The sequence below is a fragment of the Geminicoccus harenae genome (assembly GCF_019800005.1).
GTDB lineage: Bacteria > Pseudomonadota > Alphaproteobacteria > Geminicoccales > Geminicoccaceae > Geminicoccus > Geminicoccus harenae.
Genome location: NZ_JABGCL010000004.1, coordinates 1 through 23,623, shown reverse-complemented (window position 1 = coordinate 23,623; position 23,623 = coordinate 1). Strand labels below are relative to the sequence as shown.

The following is a 23,623-nucleotide window of genomic DNA, read 5'->3' as shown; positions in this document are numbered from 1 at the left end:
AGCACGGCGCCGGCTCCGCGCCCGGGCGGCCAGCCTCACTTCCAGATCGGCTTGCCGCTGCCGGGCAGGCCGTAGCTGGCCCATTTGCGCGAGACTTCCTCGATCACGTCCTGGTCCATCCGGATCTCCTCGCCCCACTCGCGCTTGGTTTCCGGCGGCCACTTGTCGGTTGCGTCGATCCCGAGCTTGCCCCCTAAGCCCGATTCCGGCGAGGCGAAGTCCAGATAGTCGATCGGGGTATGCTCCAGGATGGTGAGGTCGCGGGACGGGTCGGACTTGGTCGAGATCGCCCAGATCACGTCCTTCCAGTCGCGCGCGTTGATGTCGTCGCCGACCACGATCACGTATTTGGTGTACATGAACTGGCGCAGATAGGACCAGACGCCCAGCATGATCCGCTTGGCATGGCCGGGATAGGCCTTGCGGATCGACACGACCGCCACGCGGTAGGAGCAGCCCTCCGGCGGCAGCCAGAAGTCGACGATCTCGGGGAACTGGAGCTGCAGGAGCGGCAGGAACACGTCGTTCAGTGCCTCGCCCAGCACGGACGGCTCGTCCGGTGGCCGGCCAGTGAAGGTCGAAAGATAGATCGGGTCGCGCCGCATGGTGATGGCGCTGACATGGAAGACCGGGAAGCGCTCCACCGAGTTGTAGTAGCCGGTATGGTCGCCGTACGGCCCCTCGTCGGCCAGCTCGTCCAGCGAGACATGGCCCTCGATCACGATCTCCGCGCTGGCCGGCACCTTCAGCGGCACGCTCACGCAGTCGACCAGCTCGACCCGCCGGCCGCGCAGGAGGCCGGCGAACTGGTATTCGGACACAGTGTCGGGGACCGGGGTGACGGCGGCGAGCGTGGTGCCGGGATCGGCGCCGATCACCGCTGCGGCGGGCAGGGGCTCGCGCCTGGCCTGCTTCCAGCGCTGGTGGTGCTGGGCACCGCCCCGGTGCTTCAGCCAGCGCATGATCGTGCTGTTCCGCCCCGTCACCTGCATCCGGTAGATGCCGAGGTTGAAGCTGTCCTCCCGCGCGTCGGAGGGGCCCTTGGTGACCACGAGCGGCCAGGTGATCAGGGGGGCGGGCTCGCCCGGCCAGCAGGTCTGGATCGGCAGCCGGCCGAGATCGATGCGCTCGCCTTGGAGCACCACCTCCTGGCAGGGCGCATGGCGGACCGTCTTGGGCCGCATTGCCAGCGCCGCCTTGGCCAGCGGCATCAGCTCCATCGCCTCGCGCAGGCCTTTGGGCGGCTCCGGCTGCTTGAAGAAGGCGAGGGTCTTGCCGAGCTCGGTCAGCTCGTGCGGCTCCTTGCCCATGCCCCAGGCGACCCGCTCGACCGTGCCGAACAGGTTGACCAGCACCGGCATCGAGGAATCGACCACGTTCTCGAACAGGACGGCCGGGCCGCCCTCGGCGAGCAGGCGGGTCTGGATCTCGGTCATCTCCAGGACCGGCGAGACCGGCGTCTTGACCCGGACCAGGCGCCCGCGCGCTTCCAGATGCGCGATGAAGTCGCGCAGGCTGTCGAAGGCCAAGGGGCTCAGGCCTCCTTCCACTTGATCGAGCAGCCCATGGACGGGACCTGCTCGGCCGGAGCCTGGCCCGTCTCCGCCACCTGCTGCATGGCGAGGAACAGTTCGCGCTTGGCATCGGGCGCACCCGCCTGGCGGCCGGAACTGTCCAGGCGGCCGCGGTAGCGGAGCTTCAGCTCCTTGTCGAAGCCGAAGAAGTCTGGCGTGCAGACGGCGCCATAGGCCCGGGCGACGTCCTGGCTCTCGTCATGGAGGTAGGGAAAGCCCAGGCGGTGCTGCTCGGCGAAGCGCTGCATGCTGGGAAAGTCGTCGTCCGGATAATGCACGGCGTCGTTGCTGCAGATCGCGACCGTGTTCACGCCCAGCCCCTTCAGCTCGGCGGCGTCCCGGACCAGCCGGTCGATGATCGCCTTCACATAGGGGCAGTGGTTGCAGATGAAGGCCACCAGCGTCCCGTTCGGACCGGCGAGGTCCGCCAGGCTCTTCATGCCGCCATCGACGTCCTTCAGGGTGAAGGACGGGGCGATAAAGCCGAGCTCGCCCGGTGGGGTGGTCAGGGATGGCATGCCGGTTCCTCCACTGCATCGTCGGCGCGACCCTGATATGGATGCCGCACACCGGACAGGGCAACGGGGAACGGGATGGCGCCGCCTGGGAAAACGCGGACGCGCGAGCTTTACGCCTGGGCGCTGTTCGACTGGGCGACCTCGCCCTTCGCCGCGATCGTGGTGACCTTCGTAGTCGCGACCTATGTCGCCAAGGCGGTGGCACCCTCCGAGGTCGAGGGCCAGGCGGCCTGGGGCTGGGCGATGAGCGCGTCGGCTCTGGCAGCGGCAGTGCTGGGCGTGGTGGTGGGGGCAATCACCGATGCCGGCGGCCCGCGCAAGCCGTGGCTGCTCGCCTGCGTGGTGCTCCAGGCGGCGGGCACCGCGGCGATCTGGTTCATCCTGCCCGACCCGTCCATGCTGCTGCTGGCGCTCGTGGTGGTGGGACTGGCCAATCTCGGCAGCGAGCTCGGCAACGTGTTCAACAACGCGATCCTGGCCGACTTGGCGCCGCCGGACCGGATCGGCGGCTGGTCCGGGTTCGGCTGGGGCCTGGGCTATGCCGGCGGCCTCCTTTGCCTCGTGCTGGCGCTGGTCCTGTTTCTTCAGCCCGAGATCCCGGCGTTCGGCCTGGACAAGGCGACCATGGCCCATGTCCGGATCGTGGGGCCGCTGGTGGCGCTGTGGCTGGTCCTGTTCTCGCTGCCGCTGTTCCTGACCGTCCGGGACCGCCCGGGTGCTGCGCTGCCCGACCGGCGCATCGTCCGTGCCAGCCTGCGCAACCTGCGCATGTCGCTGCACGACCTGCTGCGCGACCGGACGCTGGCCCTGTTCCTCCTGGCCGCCATGCTCTGGGCGGACGGGCTCGCCACCCTGTTCGCGCTGGGCGGGATCTATGCGGCCGGCACGTTCGGCATGAGCTTGGCCGAGGTGCTGCGCTTCGGCATCGTGCTGAACGTGACCGCCGGGATCGGTGCCTGGGCATTCGCCCGGATGGACGACCGGCTGGGCGGCAGGCGCACCATCCTGGCGGGCCTCGCCGGGCTGATCGCCTGCGGGCTGGGCGCACTGCTGGCGCCGAGCCAGCTCGTGTTCGAGATCGCCGGTGGGGCGCTCGGTCTGTTCGTGGGGCCGGTGCAGAGTGCGACCCGCTCGACGGTGGCGCGCCTGGCCCATCCGGAGCGCCGGGCCGAGCTGTTCGGCATCCTGGCGCTCACCGGGCGGGCGACTGCGTTCCTGGGGCCGATGCTGGTGGCGATCCTGACCACGCTGAGCGGCAGCCAGCGGATCGGGATGATCCCGATCCTGCTGTTCTGGGTGGCCGGCGCGATCCTGCTGGCCCGCCTGCCGCTCGCGCACCTGCCCATCAGTGGCGGAAGTGGCGCATCCCGGTCGTGACCATGGCGATGCCGGCCCCATCGGCGGCCGCGATCACCTCGGCATCCTTGACCGAGCCGCCCGGCTGGATCGCGGCGACGGCACCGCCCTCGATCGCGATCAGCAGGCCGTCGGGGAAGGGGAAGAACGCATCCGAGGCGACGACGCAGCCATGGGCATTGCCGCCGGCGCGGGCGCGCTCGACCGCGATCTTCGCTGCGTCCACCCGGGAGGTCTGGCCGCCGCCGATGCCGACCGTGGCCCGGTCCTTGGCCAGCACGATCGCGTTGGACTTGACGTGCTTGGCGATGGTGAAGGCGAACAGGAGATCGGCCCGCTCCGCCTCGGTCGGCGCCCGCCGGGTGGCCTGGGTGAGCGTGGTCGAGGCGATCGGGCTGATGTCCTCGTCCTGGATCAGGAAGCCGCCATCCACCGAGCGGAAGGTCCGGCGCGGCCGGTCCGGCGCCGGCATGCCGGGGGTAAGGAGCAGGCGCAGGTTCTTCTTGCGGGCGAACACGGCCTTGGCGGCATCGTCGGCGCCGGGTGCGATCACGACCTCGGTGAAGATCTCGGTCACCGCCTCGGCGGCAGCGGCATCGATCGGCCGGTTGAAGGCGACGATCCCGCCGAACGCGCTGGTGGGATCGGACGCCAGGGCCTTGCGGTAGGCGTCCAGCGGGCTCTTGCCCAGGGCGGCACCGCAGGGGTTGGCGTGCTTGACGATCACGCAGGCGGGCTCGGGGAACTCGGCCACGCAGTTCCAGGCGGCATCGGTGTCGGCGATGTTGTTGTAGCCGAGTTCCTTGCCCTGGACCTGGACCGCGGCACCTACGCCCGGCACGGTGGGGTCGCTGACATAGAAGGCCGCCTGCTGGTGCGGGTTCTCGCCATAGCGCAGGGCCTGCCTGAGGCGGCCGCCGAGCGGGAGCTGCGGCAAGGGTGCTGTGTCCTCAACCTGGGAGGACAGCCAGGCGGTGATCGCGGCGTCGTAGGCGCCGGTCGAGGCATAGGCTTCCAGGGCGAGGCGCCGGCGGGTGGCGAGTGTGGTGCCGCCATGGGTAGCCAGCTCGGCGGTCACCCGCTCGTACTGGGCAGGGTCCGTGACGACCGTGACCGCCTCGTGGTTCTTGCAGGCGGCGCGCACCATGGCCGGGCCGCCGATGTCGATGTTCTCGATGCATTCGGCAAAGCCGGCGCCCGAGGCGACCCTGGCCTCGAACGGGTAGAGGTTCACGACCAGGAGGTCGATCGGCTCGATGCCGTGGGCCGCCATCTGCCGGCGATGCTCGTCATCCTCGCGCAGGCCCAGGAGGCCGCCATGGATCTTCGGGTGCAGGGTCTTGACCCGGCCGTCCAGGATCTCGGGATGGCCGGTGACCTCGGAAACATCGGTCACGTCGAGGCCTGCCTCGCGCAGCGCCCGGGCGGTGCCGCCGGTCGAGAGCAGGCGCACGCCCCTGCCGGCCAGGGCGGTGGCGAAGGTGACGAGACCGGTCTTGTCGCTCACCGAGAGCAGGGCGGAGCGGATCGGCACGACGTCCATGAGGCGGATGTCCAGTAGCGGCAAAAAGTTCAGGAAAGACGGCGCAGGCGCGCCGCATAGAAGCCGTCCATGCCGCCGTCCTCGGCGAGATGGCAGGGAAGGGTGCGCAAATTGCCCTGGCCGTCGATGCACGGCTCCAGGCCGGGCAGCTCGGCGAGTTCCAGCGGGACGCGCTCGAAGCCCTGATTGCGCTCCAGGAAGCGCTCGACCTGGACCGGGCCTTCCTCGGGCTGGAGCGAGCAGACCGCATAGACCAGCAGCCCGCCCGGCTCGGTCACCCGGGCGGCACCGTCCAGGAGGCGCGCCTGCAGGTCCATGGTCCGGGTGACGTCGAAGGCGCGCTTGTGCCAGGCGACGTCGGGGTGGCGCCGGATCGTGCCGGTCGCGGTGCAGGGCGCATCCAGCAGGACGCGTGGCCAGCGCCGGCTCTCGGGCAGCAGCGCGGCATCGCCCACCACGATCTCGGCTTCCAGCCGCAGGCGGCGCAGGTTCAGGCGCAGGCGCTCGGCCCGGTTCGGATCCTGCTCGACCGCGGTGACCTGGGCATGGGCGGCCGCGAGCTGGGCGGTCTTGCCGCCCGGTGCCGCGCACATGTCGAGGACGTCCAGACCCTTCACCTGGCCCAGCAGGCGGGCGGGCAGGCTGGCCGCCAGGTCCTGGACCCAGAAGCGCCCCTCGCCATAGCCCTTCAGCCGCTCGATCTGGCCGCTGTTGGGCATGCGCACCGTGCCGCCGGGCATCGGCTTGCCGCCCAGGATCTCGGCGAGCGAGGCGGCATCATCGCGGGCCGACAGGTCCAGCGGCGGCTCCTGCATGTGCGCTGTCGCGATCGCCGACGCGGTCGGCTCGCCATAGGCCTCCACCCAGGAGTACCAGAGCCATTCCGGCGTGTTGAGCCGCCCGGCGTCCTGCTCGGCCAGGATCGCCTGACCCTCCTCGGCCACCTTGCGCAGGATCGCATTGATCATGCCGCGCTCGCGGTCCAGCGGGCCGTAGGCGAGCTGGACGGTGGCGGACAAAGCGGCGTGCGCGGGGGTGCCCAGGAACAGGAGCTGAGCGGCCCCTATGCGCAGCAGGTGGAGGGCCCGCGACTTCTGCGGCGGGAAGCGCCAGAAGCGCGCCAGCACGTCGTCGATCTGGCCACGATGGCGCAGGACGGTCGTCACCAGGATCCGGGTGAACGCACGGTCGCGCGGATCCAGGTGGTTCAGGCCGCGATGCAGCGCCAGCGCGTCATCCATGGTCCGCCAGCTCTGGCCGAGCATGGCTTCCAGGATGTCGAGGGCGATCATCCGGGCGTCCGGCCCGCCGCTGCGCGAGCGGCCGGCGGTCGAGCGGTCGTCCGGCCGGACCCAGGCGTTGCGGTGCGAAGGGGCGACGTAGTGGGGTCGATCAGCCACGGGGCAGGCCTGCCAGGGATTGGGTGATCAGGGAGCGCGTGGCAGCAACGCCGTAGAGGGCGGCGAAGTTGCCGAAGCGCGGCCCCTGGCTCTGGCCGAGCAGCACTTCGTAGAGGGCCGAGAACCAGGCGCGCAGCGGCTCGAACCCGTGGTTCTTGCCGATCGCATAGACCTCGTTCTGGATCGCCTCGCCGTCCGTCCCCTCGGGCAGGGAGGCCAGCACGTCGTGCAGTTCCTGGAGGGCGGCGCGCTCCTGCTCGGTGGGCTGGCGGTACTTCTTCGCGGGCTTCACGAAGTCCTGGTAGTAGGCGACCGCATGCTCGACGAGCTTCGCCAGCTCCGGGGCACTCTCGGGCGTGGTGCCCGGCGCGTACTGGCTGATATAGCCCCAGATCACCTGCGGCTCCTCGGCATTCACCACCGAGGCCAGGTTCAAGAGCATGGCAAAGCTGATCGGCAGTTTCGTCACCACCGGGTCGCCGGCATGGATGTGCCAGACCGGATTGCCGAGCTTCGCCTTGTCGTCCTGGTCGGGATAGGCCTCCAGGAGCTGCTGGTACTCGTCGACATGCTTGGGGATCACGTCGAAGTACAGGCGCTTGGCGGCCTTGGGGTCGCGGTAGAGGAAGAGCTGCAGGCTTTCCGGGGTGGCGTAGCGCAGCCACTCGTCGATGGTGAGCCCGTTGCCCTTGGACTTGCTGATCTTCTGGCCCTGCTCGTCCAGGAACAGCTCGTAGGTCAGGTTCTCCGGCGGGTTGCCGCCCATCGCCCGGCAGATCTGCGAGCCGAGCTTGACCGAATCGATCAGGTCCTTGCCCGACATCTCGTAGTCGACATCCAAGGCGTACCAGCGCATCGCCCAGTCGGCGCGCCACTGGAGCTTGCAGTTGCCACCGGTGACGGGGACCTCGGTGAGCGTGCCGTCCTCGTCGCGGAACACGACCGTGCCGGCGTCCTGCTTCACCTCCTCGATCTTCACCTGGAGGATCTTCCCGGACTTGGGCGAGCGGGGCAGGAACGGGCTGTAGGTGGCGGCACGCTCGGCACCCAGGATCGGGGTGACGATCCGGACCAGCTCGTCATGGACCTCCAGGGCGCGCAGCAGTGCTGCGTCGAACCGGCCGGAGCGGTAGAGCTCGGTGGCGGACTGGAAGCTGTAGGCGAAGCCGAACCGGTCCAGGAACGCGCGCAGCCGGGCGTTCATGTGGTGGCCGAAGCTCTCGTGCGTGCCGAACGGGTCGGGGATGTCGGTGAGCGGCTTGCCCAGCTGCTCCGCCACCATCTCGCCGTTCGGGATGTTGTCCGGGACCTTGCGCAGCCCGTCCATGTCGTCGGAGAAGGCGTAGAGCTCGGTCGGCATGTCCGGGCGCATCAGCCGGAAGGCGTTGCGCACCAGCGTGGTGCGGAACACCTCGCCGAACGTGCCGATATGCGGCAGGCCGGAGGGGCCATATCCGGTCTCGAACAGGACGAAGCCCTTCTGCGGCGGGCGCTTCGTGATCCGCTCGACGATGCGGCGTGCCTCGACGAACGGCCAGGCCTTGGCCGACTGATAGAGCTCCTGCATGAGACCGACCTGCGCTTCCAATGGGACAGGCGCCCGTTCCTCGTCCCGGAACGGCGCGCGCGGCGACCTCTAGCAGAGTTGACGGGGGAAGGTCACACCCCTCGCACGCAGGCCAGCCCTGCCCGCCAGCCTCGCCTCATCGTCAGCCGATCCGGCCGAACAGTTTGCCGCTGCCGAGCCCGACCGGATAGTCCAGCACCTCGGCCAGGGTCCGCTCGTCGCCGATCCCGGTCACCAGCACGGTGACGCCCGCGCGCTCCAGGCTCTGGAGGTCGCGGATCAGGTCGGTGTCGTAGGCTTCCAGTGCCGCGGCGCGCACCAGCCCGGTCGACAGGGCCACCGTGCCGATCCGCCGGCCGGTGATCGTGTCGGGCGACAGATAGGGCCGCTCAGACAGTTCCAGCCCGATCGTGACGCCGGCACCGCGCAGGAGGGCCACCAGTTCCAGCCCGGGGCGCTCGGTCGGCCACTGGTCGAGCACGACCTGGAGCGGGGTCGCACCCTGGCGGTGCCGCTCCAGCAGGACACGCAGTGCCGCCAGCGCCTCGTCGGCCGCGAACGACGCGATCGAGAGCCAGGCCAGGACCGGCAGGTTCTCGCTGCCGGGCCTGGGCCTGGCACACGCCTTTACCGCGGCATGGAGCAGTTCCAGGTCCAGGGCGGCGCGCAGGGAACCGGGGCCCGGCGGCAGCAGGTCGTGCGGGTCGCAGGCGGCATCCAGGTGGCGGCATTCCAGCCGGATCCGCACCATCCGGCGCCGGCGCTGCGGCAGGCTCACCACCGGCAGCAGCACCGGGTCCAACTCGCCACGCTCGACCGCCCGGGCGACCGAATGGGTCCGGCTGTCCGCGTTGTCGAGCAGATCCACGCCAGCGTCGACTTCCGCCAGCAGGCGTGGCGAGGGCGGGGGCAGGATGAAGCCGTCCGGCTCGGGTTTGCTTTGCAGGAGCGGGAACGGTTCAGCAGCCCGGGCCGGCTCGGCCGGGGGCGGCTGGTCGCGCGGCTGCGGCTGGCGCCGGAACAGGCTGAAGCCGCCAAAGCGCGGTGCCTTGCCCGGTGCCGGCGCGGTCGGCTCGGGTTCGTTCGTGCAAAACGTGGTCCCGGCTTCGGAGGTGCGAGCACCGGTCTCGGGTTCGTTCGTGCAAAACGCGTCGTCGGGTTTGGTACGGCGTACTGCCGGGTCCGGCCCGAGCGGCTCGGTCAGCACCAGCAGGGGCTCCTTGGGCCCGCCCGCCGGCAATTCCGGTGCCGGCCCTGGTGGCGGCTGATGTTGCACCTCATCTTCCGGTGCGGCCGGCCGCCGGTTCGCCCTGACGATCGGGGCGGCCAGGCGCCGCTCGCGGTGCAGGAGCAGAAGGCCGCCCGAGGCCAGCAGGAGCAGGGTCACGCCCACCGGTGCTGCCGTCGCCCGCAGCATCGGGTCGGGGATCGCCAGGAGCGCGCCGGTGCCGGCGACCAGCGCGCCGAGGCCCAGCAGGAGGTAGAACAGACCGACCACCAGCATGCTTTCAGGAGCGGTATCTACCGGAGGTTGTTAAACGATCGGCATGATGAATTGAAGCGGGAGTTTGCGGCTGAACCGGCAGGAGAAGGCGACGCAGCGGTGGGCGGCCTCCTGCCGCCGGCGCTGCAGGCCTGGCTGGACCGGCAGGGCTGGACCCTGCGCAGCCACCAGATCGGCATGATCGAGGCGGCGGTGGCCGGAAAGGACGCGCTGCTGATCGCCCCCACGGGCGGCGGCAAGACGCTGGGCGGCTTCCTGCCAAGCCTGATGGCACTCACAAGCCGCGGTGCCGCTCCGGTGCCGCGGCTGCACACGCTCTACATCTCGCCGCTCAAGGCGCTCACCGCCGACGTGGCGCGCAACCTGATCCGCCCGATCGAGGAGGCGGAACTGCCGGTCACGGTCGAGACCCGCACCGGCGATACGCCGCAGAACCGCCGCGCCCGGCAAAAGCGCCGGCCGCCCGACATCCTGCTGACCACGCCGGAATCTCTGGCGCTGATGCTGTCCTGGACCGATGCCGCCGAGCGCTTCGCCCATCTGGACGCGGTGATCGTCGACGAACTGCATGCGCTGGCCGAGACCAAGCGCGGCCAGATGCTGGCACTCTGCCTGGCGCGGCTGCGCGGCCTGGCACCGCAGGCGCGCTTTTCCGGCCTCTCGGCGACCGTGGCCGATCCGCCGAGCCTGCTCCGCTTCCTCTCGCCCGACCCGGAGCGGGCGGTGGTCGTGCACGGCGAGCCCGGGGCCGAGCCGGAAGTGACCATGCTGGTGCCGGATGCCTACGTGCCCTGGTCCGGCCATCTCGGCCTGTTCGCGGTGGACGCGATCTACCGGCTGATCCGGACCGCGCGCACCAGCCTCCTGTTCACCAACACCCGTTCCTCGGCCGAGGTGCTGTTCGCGGCCCTGTGGCGGGCCAACGAGGACGGGCTGCCGATCGCCCTGCACCACGGCTCGCTGTCGGTCGAGCAGCGCAAGCGGGTCGAGGCGGCGATGACGTCCGGCAGGCTGCGCGCGGTGGTCTGCACCAGCTCGCTGGACCTCGGCATCGACTGGGGCGATGTCGACCTGGTGCTGCAGATCGGGGCGCCCAAGGGGGTGGCACGGCTGGTGCAGCGGATCGGCCGGGCCAACCACCGGATGGACGAGCCGTCGCGCGCCGTGCTGGTGCCGGCCAACCGGTTCGAGTTCCTGGAATGCGTGGCCGCCCAGGAGGCGGTGCGCGAGGGCGACCTCGACACGGGCGTGACCCTGCTGCCCGGCCTGGACGTGCTGGCCCAGCACGTGCTGGGCGTGGCCTGTTCCGGGCCGTTCCTGCCGGATCAGCTTTATGCCGAGGTGACCCGGGCGGAGCCCTATCGCCAGCTCACCCGCAAGGATTTCGACGACGTCGTGCAGTTCTGCACCGATGGCGGCTACGCGCTGGGCGGCTACGAGCGCTACCGGCGGCTGGTGCCGCTGCCGGACGGGAGCCTGAAGCTCGCCGACCCGCGGATCGCCCGGCAGTGGCGGATGAATGTCGGCGTGATCGTCGAGGCGCCGGTGCTGCGGGTGAAGCTGGGCCGCCGCACGCTGGGCGAGGTCGAGGAGTTCTTCATCCGCACGCTGACGCCGGGCGACACCTTCATCTTCGCCGGCCAGGTGCTGGAGTTCCTGGGCATCCGCGAGCACGACGTGCAGACCAGGGTCGTCAAGGACGCGGGCAAGGCCGAGATCCCGCTCTATGGCGGCAGCAAGTTCCCGGTCAGCACCTATCTCGCCGCGCGGGTCCGCCGGATGCTGGGCGAGCCGGAGAGCTGGCACCGCTTTCCCGATCCGGTGCGCGAATGGCTCCATCATCAGGTGCGCCGCTCGGCGCTGCCGCCCGATGATGGGCTGCTGGTCGAGACCTTCAGCTACCGCAAGCGCTGGTTCCTGGTCGCCTATGCGTTCGCCGGCCGCAACGCGCACCAGACGCTGGGCATGCTGCTCACGCGCAGGATGCAGCGGGGCGGCCTGGAACCGCACGGCTTCGTCGCGTCGGACTATGCGATCTCGATCTGGTCGGGACACGAGGCCACCGATCTGGCGGCGCTGTTCGACGTCGACATGCTGGGCGACGACCTGGAAGCCTGGATGGCGGAAAGCTCCATGCTGCGCCGGACCTTCCGCAACGTCGCGGTGGTGGCGGGCCTGATCGAGCGGCGCCATCCCGGCCAGGAGAAGACCGGCCGGCAGGTGACGTTCAACGCCGACCTGATCTACGACGTGCTGCGCAAGTACGAGCCCGGCCATGTGCTGCTGCGCGCCACCCGCAACGAGGCGGCGGCCGGCCTCACCGACATCCGCCGCCTGGCCGACATGCTGGTGGCGGTCCAGGGCAGGATCATGCACAAGCGCCTGCCGCGGGTGAGCCCGCTGGCGGTCCCGGTGATGCTCCAGATCGGGCGCGAGCGGGTGGGCGAGGCCGATATCGACATGCTGCTGGACCGGCATGCCGAGGAACTGATCGACGAGGCGATGGCGCCTGAGGAAGAGGTTGAGTTGCAGGGCGATGCGGATGTCGCTTGAGCGGATGGATGAGCCGGGGGCGGTGCGTGCGGCCGGCTGAGCTGGTCCTGGCCGGCGAGCTTCTGCTGCTGGACCCGGCCGGCGTCCTGTTCTGGCCGAAGCGCCGCATGCTGGTGGTGGCCGACCTTCATCTGGAGAAGGGGGCGGCGTTCGCACGGCGCGGCGTCCTGCTGCCGCCCCACGACACGCTCGCCACGATCGAGCGGCTGGAACTTGCGCTGGACCGGCTGGCGCCCGCGACCGTGGTGAGCCTGGGCGACGGCTTCCATGACCGCGAGGGGCCACGGCGGCTGCCGACCGGGCTGGCGGAGCGCCTGCGCCGGATGACCTGCGTGCGGGAATGGCTCTGGGTCCGCGGCAACCATGACCCGGAGCCGCCCGCGGACCTGGGCGGCACCGGCGTGGCCGAAGTGGCGCTCGGGGAACTGGTCCTGCGCCACGAGCCGGAAGAAGTCAGCAATTCTATTGAGATCGTCGGGCATCTTCACCCGCGGGCCAAGCTGCGGCTGGGCCGGCGCACCGCCCGGCTCGGCTGCTTCGTCACCGACGGCCGTCGGCTGGTGCTGCCGGCCTTCGGGGCGTTCACCGGCGGGCTGAACGTGCTGGACGAGGCGTTCGGCCGGATCCTGGCCCGGGACTTCCGGACCTATGTGCTGGGCCAGACGACCTGCCGGCGGGTGGCGCGCGACCTGCTGCTGCACGAGCCGAGCCTGTCCCGCCAACCCATGGAAACCATGGGCGCCTGACCCGTCCGTTCGCCCGACCTGCCTGTTTCCCAAATCCGGAGTTGCGATGCTGGAACGCTCGCTCGAGCGCCTGATGTTCGCCAGCCGCTGGCTGATGGCGCCCTTCTATCTGGGCCTGATCGTGGCCCTGCTGATGCTGCTCTACACCTTCCTGCTGGAGACGGCCCATTTCGTGGCCGGCATCCACCAGATGAAGGAGACCGACGTCATCCTGATGGTGCTGACGCTGATCGACCTGTCGCTGGCCGGCAATCTCGTGCTGATCGTGATTTTCAGCGGCTACGAGAACTTCGTGAGCCGGATCGACGTGGTCGACGAGGACCGGCCGCCATGGATGGGCACGGTCGACTTCGGCGGGCTGAAGCTGAAGCTGATCGCGTCCATCGTCGCGATCTCGGGCATCCACCTGCTCAAGTCGTTCATGAACGTGTCGACCATGTCGCCCACCAACCTGCGCTGGATGGTGACCATCCACATGGTCTTCGTGCTCTCGGGCGTGCTGCTGGCGGTGATGGACTGGGTGGCCGGCCTGGCGAAGAGCAAGACCGGCAAGCCGCCGGCGCTGTAGAGGGCCGTCATCCGGCCATGACGATGAAAGGGTAACGTCTACTCAACGGAAGACGAATGGCACCTTCCGAAAGTAAGCCTTGGCCCGTCAGTTCCTGACGGCTGTCAGGCCGCCTGGCGGCGCCGGCGGGCGCCCGCCAGGATCTCCTCGGCGAACCGGGTGGCGATCATCCGGGCGGCGCGGTCGGCCTCGGGCAGGTGGCGGTCGGAGGCGGCGCGCAGCAGGAGCGGGGCCTGCGGGTCGCCGGTGAGCTTCTGGCGGATCAGGCCCCAGGCGACCAGGATGGAGGGGGTCACCTCGATATGGGCCTGGAAGGCCCAGGTGGCGTTGCCGGCGCACCAGATCTGGTTCCGGCAGGTGGCGCTCTGCATCAGGAGGGTGGCATCGGGCGGCAGGTCGTAGGTGTCGTCGTGCCACTGCATGAAATGCGTGCCGGGCGGCACGTCGGACAGGAGCGGGTCATGGGTGGCGGCTTCGGTCGGCTCCAGGGGCACGAAGCCATATTCCGGCGCGCCGCCGATCCGGGGCGTGCCGCCCCAGGCGCGGGCCAGGAGCTGGGCGCCCAGGCAGATGCCCATGACCGGGCGGCCTTCCGCGTCCATGCGGCGCGCCAGCTCGATCAGGGGCGGGAAATAGGGACACTGGTCGTCGGCCAGGCAGTTCATGGTGCCGCCCAGGATCAGGAGCCCATCGTGCCAGGCGGCATCCGCCGGCAGGACGAGGTCGGGCGAGCCCATGAGCAGGGTCGATTCGATGCCGCAACGGGCGGCCTCTTCCTGGACGATCCCGGCCGGGCTCTCCAGATTGTTCTGGACGATCAGAAGACGTGGGGGCATCGACACGGGTCCGCGCATGGTCCGCCGCTGGACATGCCGCCTGCGGGGCGCCACGGGAAGAGGAGTTGTGCAGCAATCGTGACGAGTTTTGCCGAACGTGCCCAGGAGCTGCGCGACGAGTTCGCCCTGTTCGACGACTGGCGCGACAAGCTCGAGAACGTCATGGACCTGGGCAAGGCGCTGCCGCCCATGGAGCCGGCGCTGAAGACCGACGCTTCGCGCGTCCAGGGCTGCCAGAGCCAGGTCTGGATGGTCGGCACCATGGAGGGTGACCGCCTGCACTTCCACGCGGAAAGCGACGCGATCCTGGTCAAGGGGCTGATCGCCTTGCTGCTCCGGCTCTATGACCGGCTGACCCCGGCCGAGATCCTGGCGAACCCGCCCGAGGTGCTGAAGGAGATCGGGCTGGAGCGCTACCTGACCCCGTCGCGCTCCAACGGGCTCTACGCCATGATCGGGCGCATCCAGGCGGTCGCGCAGGCGCAGGCGGAACGTACCGCCTGAGCGGCTTCGGCCTGCTTCGTCCACGCCAGCTCCCGGGGCTCGCCGGCCACATGAAGATCCTCTGCCAGGTTGCTGCCGCCGGCCTGTTCGCCTTCGCCCTCTGCCTCCTGCCGGCGATCGCCGTACATGCCCCCAATGCCGGCCAGTTCGCGGCACCGGCATGGGCGGTGCTGGCGCCGTTCGCTTTTGCCTTCCTGCTGGTCTGGGCGGTCGTGGCCCTGCTGGGCCTCCTCACCTTCTGGTCGCGCCATGTCCTGGTCGCCTGCCTCGCGGGCACGGTGGTGCTGCTCCTGCTGAGCCAGATCTTCGGCCAGGGTGAGGGCATGGTGCTGGACGGCGCGCAGCACACGCTGTCGGTGCCGCCGGTACGTGCCGCGATCGAGCTGGCCGTGATCGCCCTGGTGCTGGTGGCGGCCTGGTTCGGCCGGCGCCGGATCGCGGAGCATGCCGGCAGCGTCGTGGCGATCCTTGCCTTGTGGGTGGCGGCCTCGGCCCTGCTGCCGGCGCAGGCCTACTGGGCCAAGGCGGGCGAAAAGGCGGGCGGCCGCGTGCCGATCACCGAACTCTCCAGCGATTTCAACGTGATCCACGTGATGTTCGATTCGCTGCGTTCGGATGCGCTGGCCGAGGTGCTGGAAGCCCATCCGGAGCTGCGCCGCCATTTTGACGGGTTCACCGTCTATCCCGAGCACATGGGCTACTCGAACTGGACCACGATTTCGCTGGGCGGCCTGCTGGCTCAGCATTTCTATTTCAACGAGGCGGTACCGCCGGACGAGCCGGCCAACGCGCTGTTCGGCCGCTGGCTGGCACAGGAAAGCCTGCCGGCCCGCCTGCATGATGCCGGCTTCCAGGCCAGCGCCATGCCGCCCGGCGGCGTGTTCTGTGAGGCTGCGCCTCATGCCTGCGCCACGCTGGACCAGGTGGCGGCGGACGAGGGGGTGGCGATCGGCACTGGCGATCCTGCGGCACTCCTGGCCTCGGAGCGGATCCTGCTGGGCAACCTGGCACTCCTGCGCCTGGCGCCGGCCGTGCTGAAGCCCGCGGTCTACCGGGAGGGTGCCCTGCTGATCCCGGCGCGTGCCGGCGAGGACCTGCCGGAGCTGACGCCGATCCAGCGCGACGTCGTCCTGTCCCGCGAGCTCGCCCGGCACCTGGCGGGCAGCTACCGGGTCGCGACGGAGCGGCCGGTCTATCAGTTCCTGCACTTCTACCCGCCGCACCGCCCGTTCCTGTTCGACGCCGACTGCCGGCTCCGGCAGGAGGCAGCCGACGGTTGGCAGAGCTATCTGGACCAGGCCACCTGCGCAGTCAGGCTGTTCGGCGGACTGGTGGAGCGGCTGCGGGAGCTGGGCGTGCTGGAGCGCAGCGTGGTGGTGCTGCAGTCGGACACCGGGCTGAACGTCGTGCCGGACGGGGAGGCCGGGCCCATGGTCACCCGCACGGAGGCCTACGGGCAGAACGAGCTGATGGGCTATGCCCGCCCGGCCCTGGCGATCAAGCCGCTGGGCGCCAGCGGGGCGATGGCGGTCAACGAGACCCACACCCACCACCGGGACAGCTTCGCGTTGCTGGAGGCGGCGGCCAGGGAGCCGGACGGCCGGAGCCGGCTGGACCTGCCCGACCCGCCGCCGGCCCTGGGCGGGAGCCGGCCGTTCGTCGTGAGCGGACCGGTGCGCCCACATACGCGGCGCCTGGCACCCTATGAGCGGTTCGCGGTGGACGGCCCGGTCGGCGATTGGGCGAGCTGGCGGGTGGAGGGCAGCTTCACCGCGCCCGGCGAGCCTCTGGCGGAGACCCGGCCGATCACCGCGGTGGCGCTGCGGGTCGAGCCTGCGGGACCGATCGCGCCCGGCCAAACGGTGCGGCTCCAGGCCGAGGTCACCGGCGGCAGCGGCCAGCCGGTCTTCACCTTCTTCCGCCGGGCAGCGGAGGGGAAGTTCGCCATGATCGCACCGGCCGATCTCCGCGCGGAGGTGGCGTGGGTGGTGGCCGAGGACCATCGCCGGCCCTGCCAGGCGGAGCTGCTGGTGGCCGCGCGCAACGAGCTCGACCCGGAGGACCAGCGGGTGGTGGGCGAGCTGGCGGTGCCGCTGGCCAGGCCCGGCTGCTGAGCCCGGCAGAAAGTTCACCTGACGAGATAATAGAGCCTATTCAAGAACTCTATGGAAGTTTCCGAAGGTGCGTCTGAGCGTTCAAGAAGAACTTCTTGAACGTGCAGGAACTTGTCCGGCATATGCAGGTCGACTGCACGAGGTTGGGCGGACAGGCCATGGAAACGGCAATCGGGGTGCTCTGGTATCGCCGCGAGCATTACGACGAGCTGCGCCGGCTGTTCCCGGATGGGCGGCAGTTGCCCGACACGTTCGACCAGTGGCTGAGCGAGGCCAACGAGGGCGTCGCGCGCATCGAGGAGATGGGTGCGGTCCCGGTGAAGGCCACGCTCGACCTGTTCGACTTTCCGCGCTGGTGCGCCATGCGGGGCATGTCCTGCGACTACCGGGCACGGCAGTTGTTCGTCGCCGAGTTCGTCCGCCACCACCGGCCCGAGGCCCCGCCCGCGGGTGAGCCGGCGGCCGTGGCGTCGGCGGTGCGGACCGCTGCCTCCGCGCGCCGGCGCGCCCGGCGGGCGGGGCAGTGGCGCTGAGCGGCCCGGGCGGTATCACTCTTCAGCATAGGCCATCCGATGTCGGATCGGAGCGCCGGGCCGGGCCGATCCCGCTCGACAAGGGCAGGGCCGCCTGCGAGAAACCGGCACGCGCTCTTGGGCAGGGGATCCGGCAGGATGGAGATGGCGACGCTGGTCACGCCGATCGGGCCGGTGCGGCTGATCGGGGATGGCGAGGTGCTGGTCGGCCTGTTCACCGGGGACGAGCAGGGGTTCGCGGCCGAGCCGCGCGCGACCCCGCTCCTGCAGGAGGCCAGCCGGCAGGTCCAGGCCTATTTCACGGGCGGCCTCGCCGCCTTCGACCTGCCGCTGCGGCTGGACGGCACGCCGTTCCAGCGCCGGGTCTGGGACGCGCTCATGACGATTCCCTACGGCGCCACGATCTCCTACAAGCAGCTCGCCGCCCTGGTGGCGAGCCAGGCGGGCTTCCGTGCGGTCGGTGCCGCCAATGGCCGGAACCCGATCTCGATCATCGTGCCCTGCCACCGGGTGATCGCCCATGACGGCAAGCTCGGCGGCTATGGTGGCGGCCTGCCGCGCAAACGGTGGCTGCTCGACCACGAGGCGGCCCACGCGGGCGGCCGCCTGATCTGACCTACGGATTGCTGGATCTCTCGACGATGAGCACGCAGACGCGCAACCGCGCGATCATCCTGGCGATGGTGGTGGTGGCGATCGTGATCGGCCTGATCTGGCCGTTCGCCCTGGACAACACCAAGCGGATGAAGGACGCGGAGAAGGCGGTGGAGCAGGGGACGGAGATGCCGGCGGATCGGTGACGATCGTCAGGGGGTTGCGTAGAGGTTGCGCAGGCTCCCCTCGATCGCCGCTATCCTGGCGTCGAGTTGCGGAGCGCGGTGGATCTGCCTTGCTTCATTCACGTACACCGCGCGTGCATTGCTGACGCACACCAAGGCCTGCTCCAGCATCTTGCGGTCACTCCGACGCTCGCCAAGCACGTGAAGGACAATGCCGAGATTGTTCTGGGTCGCCGCCCAATCCAGCAGCGGCACGCGTTCACGACTATATTCCAGAAGGGCGTTACGGTAGGCGGCCACCGCCTCTTCTAGGCGTATGGTGTTGCCTTCTCGCTCACCAAGCGCTGCGAGGACATTGCCGAGATTGCTCTGGGTCGTAGCCCAGTCCAGTGGCACGCGCTCATGGCTACGCTCCAAGAGCGCGGCCTGGAAAGCGGCCACTGCCTCTTCGAGACAGTCGGTGCCGCTTCCCAGTTCGCCGTCCGAGAATCGATATGTCTACTTTGGCGTCCAGATCTCCGCATCGATCTGGCCGGCCAGCTCCGGCATCTGGCTCGCCAGGAAGACGGGCTTCTTTCCGGCCCGGCGCTGCTGGGTGTAGTCCCGGAGCAGCCGGACCACGATGCCGGACAGGAGGACGATCGCGATCAGGTTGATGGTCGCCATCAGCCCCATCGAGGCGTCCGCGGCGTTGAACACGGTGGCGACGCTCTCATAGGCGCCCCAGAGCACCATGAGCAGCACGGCTAGGCGCAGCACGGTCACCGGCCCCTTGTGGCCCAGGCCCAGGAAGGTCATCGCGTTCTCGGAATAGGCGTAGTTGCCGATGATCGAGGTGAAGGCGAAGAAGAAGATCGCGATCGCGATGAAGGTGTGGCCGAACCCGCCGATGTGATGGCTGACCGCCTCCTGGGTGAGCTGGGTGCCGGTCAGATCGGAGGTCGGGTCGAGCGCGCCGGACAGGAGGATCAGCAGTGCGGTGGCGGTGCAGATGACGATCGTGTCGATGAACACGCCCAGCGACTGGACCAGGCCCTGGCTGACCGGGTGGTGCGGGTCGGGTGTGGCGACCGCAGCGATGTTGGGGGCGCTGCCCATCCCGGCCTCGTTGGAGAACAGGCCGCGCCGCACCCCGTTCATCAGGGCCGCCATCATGCCGCCCGTGACCCCGCCGGCCACCTCCTCCAGGCCGAACGCGCTGCGCACGATCAGGGCGAGCATCGATGGCACCTCGGCGATGTTGATCGCCAGTGCGTAGGCCGCGACCGCCACGTAGGCCGCGGCCATGAACGGCACGGTATATTCGGCGACCCGGGCGATCGTCTTGATGCCGCCGAAGATGATCAGCGCGGTGAGCGCTGCCACGAACACGCCGGTGACGAGCTTGGGCAGGCCGAACGCGCCCTGGGCCGCATCCGCGATCGAGTTGGCCTGGACAGCGTTGAACACCAGGCCGAACGACAGGATCAGGCAGACGGAGAAGATCAGGCCGGCCCAGGGGGCCCGGAGGCCGCGGGCCAGGTAGAAGGCTGGGCCACCGCGGTAGCGGCCCTCGTCGTCGCGGATCTTGTAGAGCTGGGCCAGCGTGCTCTCGGCGAACGCCGTGGCCATGCCGACCAGCGCCACCATCCACATCCAGAAGATGGCGCCCGGGCCGCCCAGATAGAGCGCCACCGCCACGCCCGCGATGTTGCCGGTGCCCACCCGCGACGCCAGGCTGGTGCACAGCGCCTGGAACGGGGTGATCCCGGACTGGTCCCCTTCCTTCACGCCGATCACCGACCGGATCATCTCCGGGAACATCCGGATCTGCACGAAGCCCAGCCGCAGGGTGAAAAAGATGCCCACGGCGAGCAGGCCGTAGACCAGGACATAGCCCCAGAAGATCTCATTCAGGAAGTCGATGACGAGGTCCATCGGTGTCATCCCGGCCGCCGCACATGGTCATCATCCAGAGGATGACGTTGAGGAACTGGTTGCTTCCTCCCGGCCCGGCAAGCCGGGTTTTCCCGATGCCGGTCGCGGCATCGGCGGAGCGTATTGCCGGAAGATGAAGATGCCTCCACCATGCCGGACGGCGGGCAGCTGAGGCAGGGGCGGGCAGCATGGCGGACCACACCAGCGGCATGAGATTCATCCGTGCCGGCGACGGCCGTGACCGGATCGACGGGCTGGCCGGCCGGGACTGGATCAAGGGCGAGGGCGGCAGTGACTGGATCAAGGGCCTGGACGGGGACGACCGGCTCGAGGGCAATCTCGACAACGACCTGCTGGTGGGCGGGAACGGCGACGACCTGCTGATCGGCGGGGGCGGTGACGACTCTCTGGCGGACGATGATTCGCCCTTCGACGAGGAACTGGTCGATGGCGACGACCAGTTGCTCGGCGGCGTGGGCAATGATCACCTGAGCGGGAGCATCGGCCGCAACCTGCTGGATGGCGGGCGGGGCGACGATGTCCTGGTGGTGGGCGAGGACGACCGGATCGACTCCGGGCCCGGTGACGACCTGGTCAAGGTCGACCCCCTGTTCCAGGCCGGCCGTTCCGAGATCACCTTCGGCGCCGGCAGCGACCGGCTCGAGGCCGTGTTCGGCACGGGTGTCGAGTATGTCGAGGGGCAGGTGCCCGCGGCGTGGCAGGGATTCGGCACGCACGTGATCCGCGACTTCACCCGCGGCGAGGACCGGATGATTTCCGTCGAGCTGGTGGATGCGCAGCTCTACGACCGGCCGCTTGGCTTTGCCGAGCTCGACACGAGTGGAGACGGACGGATCGACGGTGCCGATGCCGAGGTCGCGGTGACGGCGGAAGGCCTGTCGATCGATTACGCCGCGATGGCGGAACGGGTCTATGGCGTGGCCGTGGACGGGCCGGCCAGCCTGCGCCTGGACGGCATCGCCTTCCTCGACCAGGGAGATTTCCTGCCGCAGCCCACGGATGGGGACGACTTCATCACCGGCAGCACGGGTGCGGACCGCATCGACGGCGGTGGCGGCAACGACGTGCTCGATGGCGGCCCTGGCGACGACACCTTGTCCGGCGGTGTGGGCGATGACCGGATCCTGGGCGGTGCCGGTGACGACACGATCGCCGGCGGGGCGGGCGACGACGTCCTGGACGGCGGCACCGGGCTGGACGAGATCCGAGGCGACGAGGGCGATGACGCCCTGCGGGGAGTTGGCCGCCTCGTCGGCGGCAGCGGCGACGACGTCATCCGGCCAGGGGCGGGCCAGAGCCGGGTCGAGGCCGGGGCTGGCGACGACCGGATCGAGTTCGCGGCCGAAGCCGGCGTCGCCTCGGCCGTCGGCATCGAGCTGGGGGCGGGCCGGGATCGGGTGCTGGTCGTCGCCAGGGCCTATTACACTGACCCGGAGCGGTGGGAGAACTGGTCCGAGCCGTCGTCCTCGCCGCCGCCGCCGGAGAACTGGCACGCGATCGGCAGGCTCGTCGTCCACGACCTCGCCCGGGGCGAGGACACGCTGAGCGGCATCACCGACGGCTACGGGCGGACCATCAGCTTCGCCGAGCTCGACCGCAATGGCGACGGCCGGATCGATGCCGCCGATCCGGGGGTGGAGCTGGACGACGGCGCCCTGCTGATCGACCTCGCGGAGGTGGTCAAGGCGAGCTTCGGGCTGACGGAGGTGCAAGGTCCCTCGACCCTGCGCCTTTTGGACATCAGTGCACTGGATGTCGGCGACTTTGCCGACCATCCGAGTGCTGGGGCCGACGAGCTGACCGGCAGCTCGGGCAACGACCTGATCCATGGCCTGGACGGCGGCGACCAGATCACTGGCGGCCGGGGCGACGACCGACTGTTCGGTGATGCCGGCGACGATCTCCTGCATGGCGAAGACGGCGCCGATACGCTCGATGGCGGGACCGGGAACGACACGCTGCAGGGCGATGCGGGGGCCGACCGGTTGGTGGGCGGCGCTGGCGACGATGTGCTGGTCGCCGAAGGCAGTGACGTGCTGGAGGGCGGGGCGGGCGATGACGTGGCCCGGATCCGCAGCATCCGCGGTGCGCAGGACGTGGCCATCACGCTGGGTGCCGGTACCGACACGTTCGAGCTGCGGGGTGAGCCGGGCGGCGGGGAGGATCTCACCTTCCCCGGCTTCGGCAGCCTGGCCGTGCGCGACTTCACCCATGGCGAGGACCTGTTCGGCCGGATCTCGCTCGCGAACCACGTGCCGCTGGGCTTGGCCGAGCTGGACAATAACGGCGACGGGGTGATCGACGGGCGCGACCGGGGTGTGGAGTTGCAGGACGATGGGCTGCTGATCGACATCGCGGCGCTAGCGCGGTTCCACCAGGCCGACCAGTTCGACCCGCTGGGTCCTTCCACCCTGCTGCTGGAAGGGGTCCAGGAGCTGACCGTCGACGACTTTATGCGCCGCCCGACCGAGGGCGCCGACGAGATCGTGGCGACCACGGCGGCCGACACGCTCCGCCTGGGCGACGGCGACGACGTGGTCCGCGGTGCCGAGGGCAGCGACGTGCTGATGGGCGAGGCCGGCAATGACTGGCTGTTCGGTGAGGCCGGCAACGACGTGCTGGCTGGCGGTGCCGGCGACGATCTCCTGTCCGGCGGCAGCGGCGCCAACCGCCTGATGGGCGGGGATGGCAGCGACTTCCTGGAGGGCAGCGGACAGCCGGGTGCTTCGGGCGACTTCATGGCCGGCGGGGCCGGCAACGACCGGATCCAGGGCAGCCGCGGCAACGACGTGATCCAGGGCGGCGACGGCGACGATGCGCTGGCCGGCCGCCGCGGCAGCAACCAGGTGTGGGGCGGTGCCGGCGACGACCTGATCGAGATCGGCATGGACGACCGGATCCATGCCGGGACCGGCGACGACGTGGTGCAGGTGGCGAGCCGCCCGAGCTACGAGCATTTCCGCCGCTCGGAGATCACGCTCGGCAGCGGGCAGGACCGGTTCGAGATGACGGGCGACGCGGACAGAAGCTACGGGCGCGGCTTCCATACGCTGCTCGACTTCCGCTCCGGCGAGGACCTGCTGGGCGAGCTCGGCTTCGGCGCCGGCCGGACGATCGGCTTTGCGGAGCTGGACGGCAATGGCGACGGGGTGGTGGACCGGCGCGATCAGGGCGTCGGCTACAGCCAGGGCGGCCTGCTGATCGACCTGCTCCAGGTGGCGGAGCAGGTCCATGGCCCGTTCACGATGGGCGGGCCGTCGGCGCTGCGGCTGGTTGGGGTCGACGCGCTGCGGCCGGATGACTTCGTCCAGGGATGAAGGCAGCCACCAGTCGGCTCTCACGTTGCCGTTAGGCAACAACAACGTTACCGAACGTACATGATCGGGTTGACGCACCGTTCCTCCATCTGCATCCCTGCTGGAGATTTTCATCAGATGAGGATGGGCTGTGGCGAAACTCACCGGCACCAATGGCAACGACCGCATTACCGGCACCCGGTTCGATGACACGATCGATGGTCTGAAGGGCAACGACACCCTCTACGGCCGGGCCGGCAACGACCTGCTCTATGGCCGGCTCGGCAACGACCA

Annotated in this window: 20 protein-coding genes; 11 read left to right on the top strand and 9 right to left on the bottom strand. The window is 69.8% G+C overall.

What is annotated here, in order from left to right; genetic code table 11:
• Positions 1-35: 35 nt before the first annotated feature.
• Entirely contained in the window at positions 36-1,529 is a 1,494-nt protein-coding gene (locus tag HLA95_RS04115) for a UbiD family decarboxylase (protein WP_191061587.1), read from the bottom strand.
• A gap of 5 nt (positions 1,530-1,534) precedes the next feature.
• The gene (locus tag HLA95_RS04110) at positions 1,535-2,092 is read right to left on the bottom strand and encodes a thioredoxin family protein (RefSeq protein ID WP_191061588.1); all 558 of its coding nucleotides are present in this window, start codon (positions 2,090-2,092) and stop codon (positions 1,535-1,537) included.
• A gap of 75 nt (positions 2,093-2,167) precedes the next feature.
• Between HLA95_RS04110 and HLA95_RS04105 the strand changes: the two genes are divergently transcribed.
• Positions 2,168-3,469 carry an MFS transporter gene (locus tag HLA95_RS04105; RefSeq protein WP_222182538.1) on the top strand — a complete coding sequence of 434 codons (1,302 nt, stop codon included), beginning with the start codon at positions 2,168-2,170 and terminating at the stop codon, positions 3,467-3,469.
• Here the strand turns inward: HLA95_RS04105 and purH are convergent.
• The 4 genes from purH to HLA95_RS04085 form a co-directional block, all read right to left on the bottom strand.
• The gene (purH, locus tag HLA95_RS04100; RefSeq protein ID WP_191060259.1) at positions 3,438-4,991 is read right to left on the bottom strand and encodes a bifunctional phosphoribosylaminoimidazolecarboxamide formyltransferase/IMP cyclohydrolase; all 1,554 of its coding nucleotides are present in this window, start codon (positions 4,989-4,991) and stop codon (positions 3,438-3,440) included. The two genes, HLA95_RS04105 and purH, sit on opposite strands and share 32 nt — an antisense overlap.
• Positions 4,992-5,020: 29 nt before the next feature.
• The gene (locus tag HLA95_RS04095; protein ID WP_223861569.1) at positions 5,021-6,391 is read right to left on the bottom strand and encodes an RsmB/NOP family class I SAM-dependent RNA methyltransferase; all 1,371 of its coding nucleotides are present in this window, start codon (positions 6,389-6,391) and stop codon (positions 5,021-5,023) included.
• The gene (locus tag HLA95_RS04090) at positions 6,384-7,958 is read right to left on the bottom strand and encodes a lysine--tRNA ligase (protein WP_191060260.1); all 1,575 of its coding nucleotides are present in this window, start codon (positions 7,956-7,958) and stop codon (positions 6,384-6,386) included. The genes HLA95_RS04095 and HLA95_RS04090 overlap by 8 nt, the downstream gene beginning before the upstream one ends.
• A 142-nt stretch (positions 7,959-8,100) precedes the next feature.
• Positions 8,101-9,462 carry an EAL domain-containing protein gene (locus HLA95_RS04085; RefSeq protein WP_255591470.1) on the bottom strand — a complete coding sequence of 454 codons (1,362 nt, stop codon included), beginning with the start codon at positions 9,460-9,462 and terminating at the stop codon, positions 8,101-8,103.
• A gap of 51 nt (positions 9,463-9,513) precedes the next feature.
• Here HLA95_RS04085 and HLA95_RS04080 point away from each other — a divergent pair, with 51 nt between their 5' ends.
• The 3 genes from HLA95_RS04080 to HLA95_RS04070 are packed head-to-tail and all read left to right on the top strand — an operon-like array spanning position 9,514 to position 13,329.
• The gene (locus HLA95_RS04080; protein WP_255591469.1) at positions 9,514-12,015 is read left to right on the top strand and encodes a ligase-associated DNA damage response DEXH box helicase; all 2,502 of its coding nucleotides are present in this window, start codon (positions 9,514-9,516) and stop codon (positions 12,013-12,015) included.
• A gap of 8 nt (positions 12,016-12,023) precedes the next feature.
• Entirely contained in the window at positions 12,024-12,761 is a 738-nt protein-coding gene (gene pdeM / locus HLA95_RS04075; RefSeq protein ID WP_222182532.1) for a ligase-associated DNA damage response endonuclease PdeM, read from the top strand.
• A 46-nt stretch (positions 12,762-12,807) separates the two neighbouring features.
• Positions 12,808-13,329, top strand: coding sequence for a TIGR00645 family protein (locus HLA95_RS04070; protein WP_191062505.1), 522 nt, complete (start codon positions 12,808-12,810; stop codon positions 13,327-13,329).
• Between the two features lie 104 nt (positions 13,330-13,433).
• On the opposite strand, the gene HLA95_RS04065 is transcribed toward HLA95_RS04070, so the two are convergent.
• A complete protein-coding gene (locus HLA95_RS04065; protein WP_222182530.1) occupies positions 13,434-14,165 on the bottom strand; it encodes a type 1 glutamine amidotransferase in 732 nt (243 codons plus the stop codon).
• 78 nt (positions 14,166-14,243) lie between these two features.
• On the opposite strand from HLA95_RS04065, the gene HLA95_RS04060 reads away from it, so the two are divergent.
• The 5 genes from HLA95_RS04060 (at position 14,244) to HLA95_RS04040 (ending at position 18,116) form a co-directional block, all read left to right on the top strand.
• Entirely contained in the window at positions 14,244-14,669 is a 426-nt protein-coding gene (locus tag HLA95_RS04060) for a SufE family protein (protein WP_222182528.1), read from the top strand.
• 50 nt (positions 14,670-14,719) lie between these two features.
• Positions 14,720-16,783: an alkaline phosphatase family protein gene (locus HLA95_RS04055; RefSeq protein WP_222182526.1), complete on the top strand. Its 2,064-nt coding sequence runs from the start codon at positions 14,720-14,722 to the stop codon at positions 16,781-16,783.
• A gap of 158 nt (positions 16,784-16,941) precedes the next feature.
• Entirely contained in the window at positions 16,942-17,316 is a 375-nt protein-coding gene (locus HLA95_RS04050; RefSeq protein WP_222182524.1) for a hypothetical protein, read from the top strand.
• Between the two features lie 144 nt (positions 17,317-17,460).
• On the top strand, positions 17,461-17,931 hold the full coding sequence (locus HLA95_RS04045) for a methylated-DNA--[protein]-cysteine S-methyltransferase (RefSeq protein WP_223861860.1): 471 nt from the start codon (positions 17,461-17,463) through the stop codon (positions 17,929-17,931).
• A 26-nt stretch (positions 17,932-17,957) separates the two neighbouring features.
• Complete coding sequence (locus HLA95_RS04040) at positions 17,958-18,116, top strand: hypothetical protein (protein WP_191062625.1); 159 nt, start codon at positions 17,958-17,960, stop codon at positions 18,114-18,116.
• Between the two features lie 6 nt (positions 18,117-18,122).
• On the opposite strand, the gene HLA95_RS04035 is transcribed toward HLA95_RS04040, so the two are convergent.
• Together HLA95_RS04035 and HLA95_RS04030 are read right to left on the bottom strand one after the other, a co-directional pair.
• Positions 18,123-18,536 (bottom strand): tetratricopeptide repeat protein, encoded by a 414-nt coding sequence (locus HLA95_RS04035; RefSeq protein WP_222182522.1) that lies wholly within the window; start codon positions 18,534-18,536, stop codon positions 18,123-18,125.
• Positions 18,537-18,593: 57 nt separating this feature from the next.
• Positions 18,594-20,012, bottom strand: a complete 1,419-nt coding sequence (locus tag HLA95_RS04030) for an alanine/glycine:cation symporter family protein (RefSeq protein WP_191061485.1) — start codon at positions 20,010-20,012, stop codon at positions 18,594-18,596.
• Positions 20,013-20,200: 188 nt separating this feature from the next.
• On the opposite strand from HLA95_RS04030, the gene HLA95_RS04025 reads away from it, so the two are divergent.
• Positions 20,201-23,350, top strand: a complete 3,150-nt coding sequence (locus HLA95_RS04025; RefSeq protein ID WP_222182520.1) for a calcium-binding protein — start codon at positions 20,201-20,203, stop codon at positions 23,348-23,350.
• Between the two features lie 130 nt (positions 23,351-23,480).
• Positions 23,481-23,623 (top strand): calcium-binding protein (locus HLA95_RS29050; protein WP_322100102.1); only part of this gene is annotated, 143 nt, incomplete at its 3' end.

Excerpts from the sequence above, each read along its gene's own strand:
- HLA95_RS04070 (WP_191062505.1), top strand. The coding sequence starts at position 12,808 with ATGCTGGAACGCTCGCTCGAGCGCCTGATGTTCGCCAGCCGCTGGCTG.
- HLA95_RS04065 (WP_222182530.1), bottom strand. The coding sequence starts at position 14,165 with ATGCCCCCACGTCTTCTGATCGTCCAGAACAATCTGGAGAGCCCGGCC.
- HLA95_RS04025 (WP_222182520.1), top strand. The coding sequence starts at position 20,201 with ATGGCGGACCACACCAGCGGCATGAGATTCATCCGTGCCGGCGACGGC.
- pdeM (WP_222182532.1), top strand. The coding sequence starts at position 12,024 with ATGAGCCGGGGGCGGTGCGTGCGGCCGGCTGAGCTGGTCCTGGCCGGC.
- purH (WP_191060259.1), bottom strand. The coding sequence starts at position 4,991 with ATGGACGTCGTGCCGATCCGCTCCGCCCTGCTCTCGGTGAGCGACAAG.
- HLA95_RS04055 (WP_222182526.1), top strand. The coding sequence starts at position 14,720 with ATGAAGATCCTCTGCCAGGTTGCTGCCGCCGGCCTGTTCGCCTTCGCC.
- HLA95_RS04030 (WP_191061485.1), bottom strand. The coding sequence starts at position 20,012 with ATGGACCTCGTCATCGACTTCCTGAATGAGATCTTCTGGGGCTATGTC.
- HLA95_RS04045 (WP_223861860.1), top strand. The coding sequence starts at position 17,461 with ATGGCGACGCTGGTCACGCCGATCGGGCCGGTGCGGCTGATCGGGGAT.
- HLA95_RS04040 (WP_191062625.1), top strand. The coding sequence starts at position 17,958 with ATGAGCACGCAGACGCGCAACCGCGCGATCATCCTGGCGATGGTGGTG.
- HLA95_RS04090 (WP_191060260.1), bottom strand. The coding sequence starts at position 7,958 with ATGCAGGAGCTCTATCAGTCGGCCAAGGCCTGGCCGTTCGTCGAGGCA.
- HLA95_RS04110 (WP_191061588.1), bottom strand. The coding sequence starts at position 2,092 with ATGCCATCCCTGACCACCCCACCGGGCGAGCTCGGCTTTATCGCCCCG.
- HLA95_RS04105 (WP_222182538.1), top strand. The coding sequence starts at position 2,168 with ATGGCGCCGCCTGGGAAAACGCGGACGCGCGAGCTTTACGCCTGGGCG.
- HLA95_RS04085 (WP_255591470.1), bottom strand. The coding sequence starts at position 9,462 with ATGCTGGTGGTCGGTCTGTTCTACCTCCTGCTGGGCCTCGGCGCGCTG.
- HLA95_RS04050 (WP_222182524.1), top strand. The coding sequence starts at position 16,942 with ATGGAAACGGCAATCGGGGTGCTCTGGTATCGCCGCGAGCATTACGAC.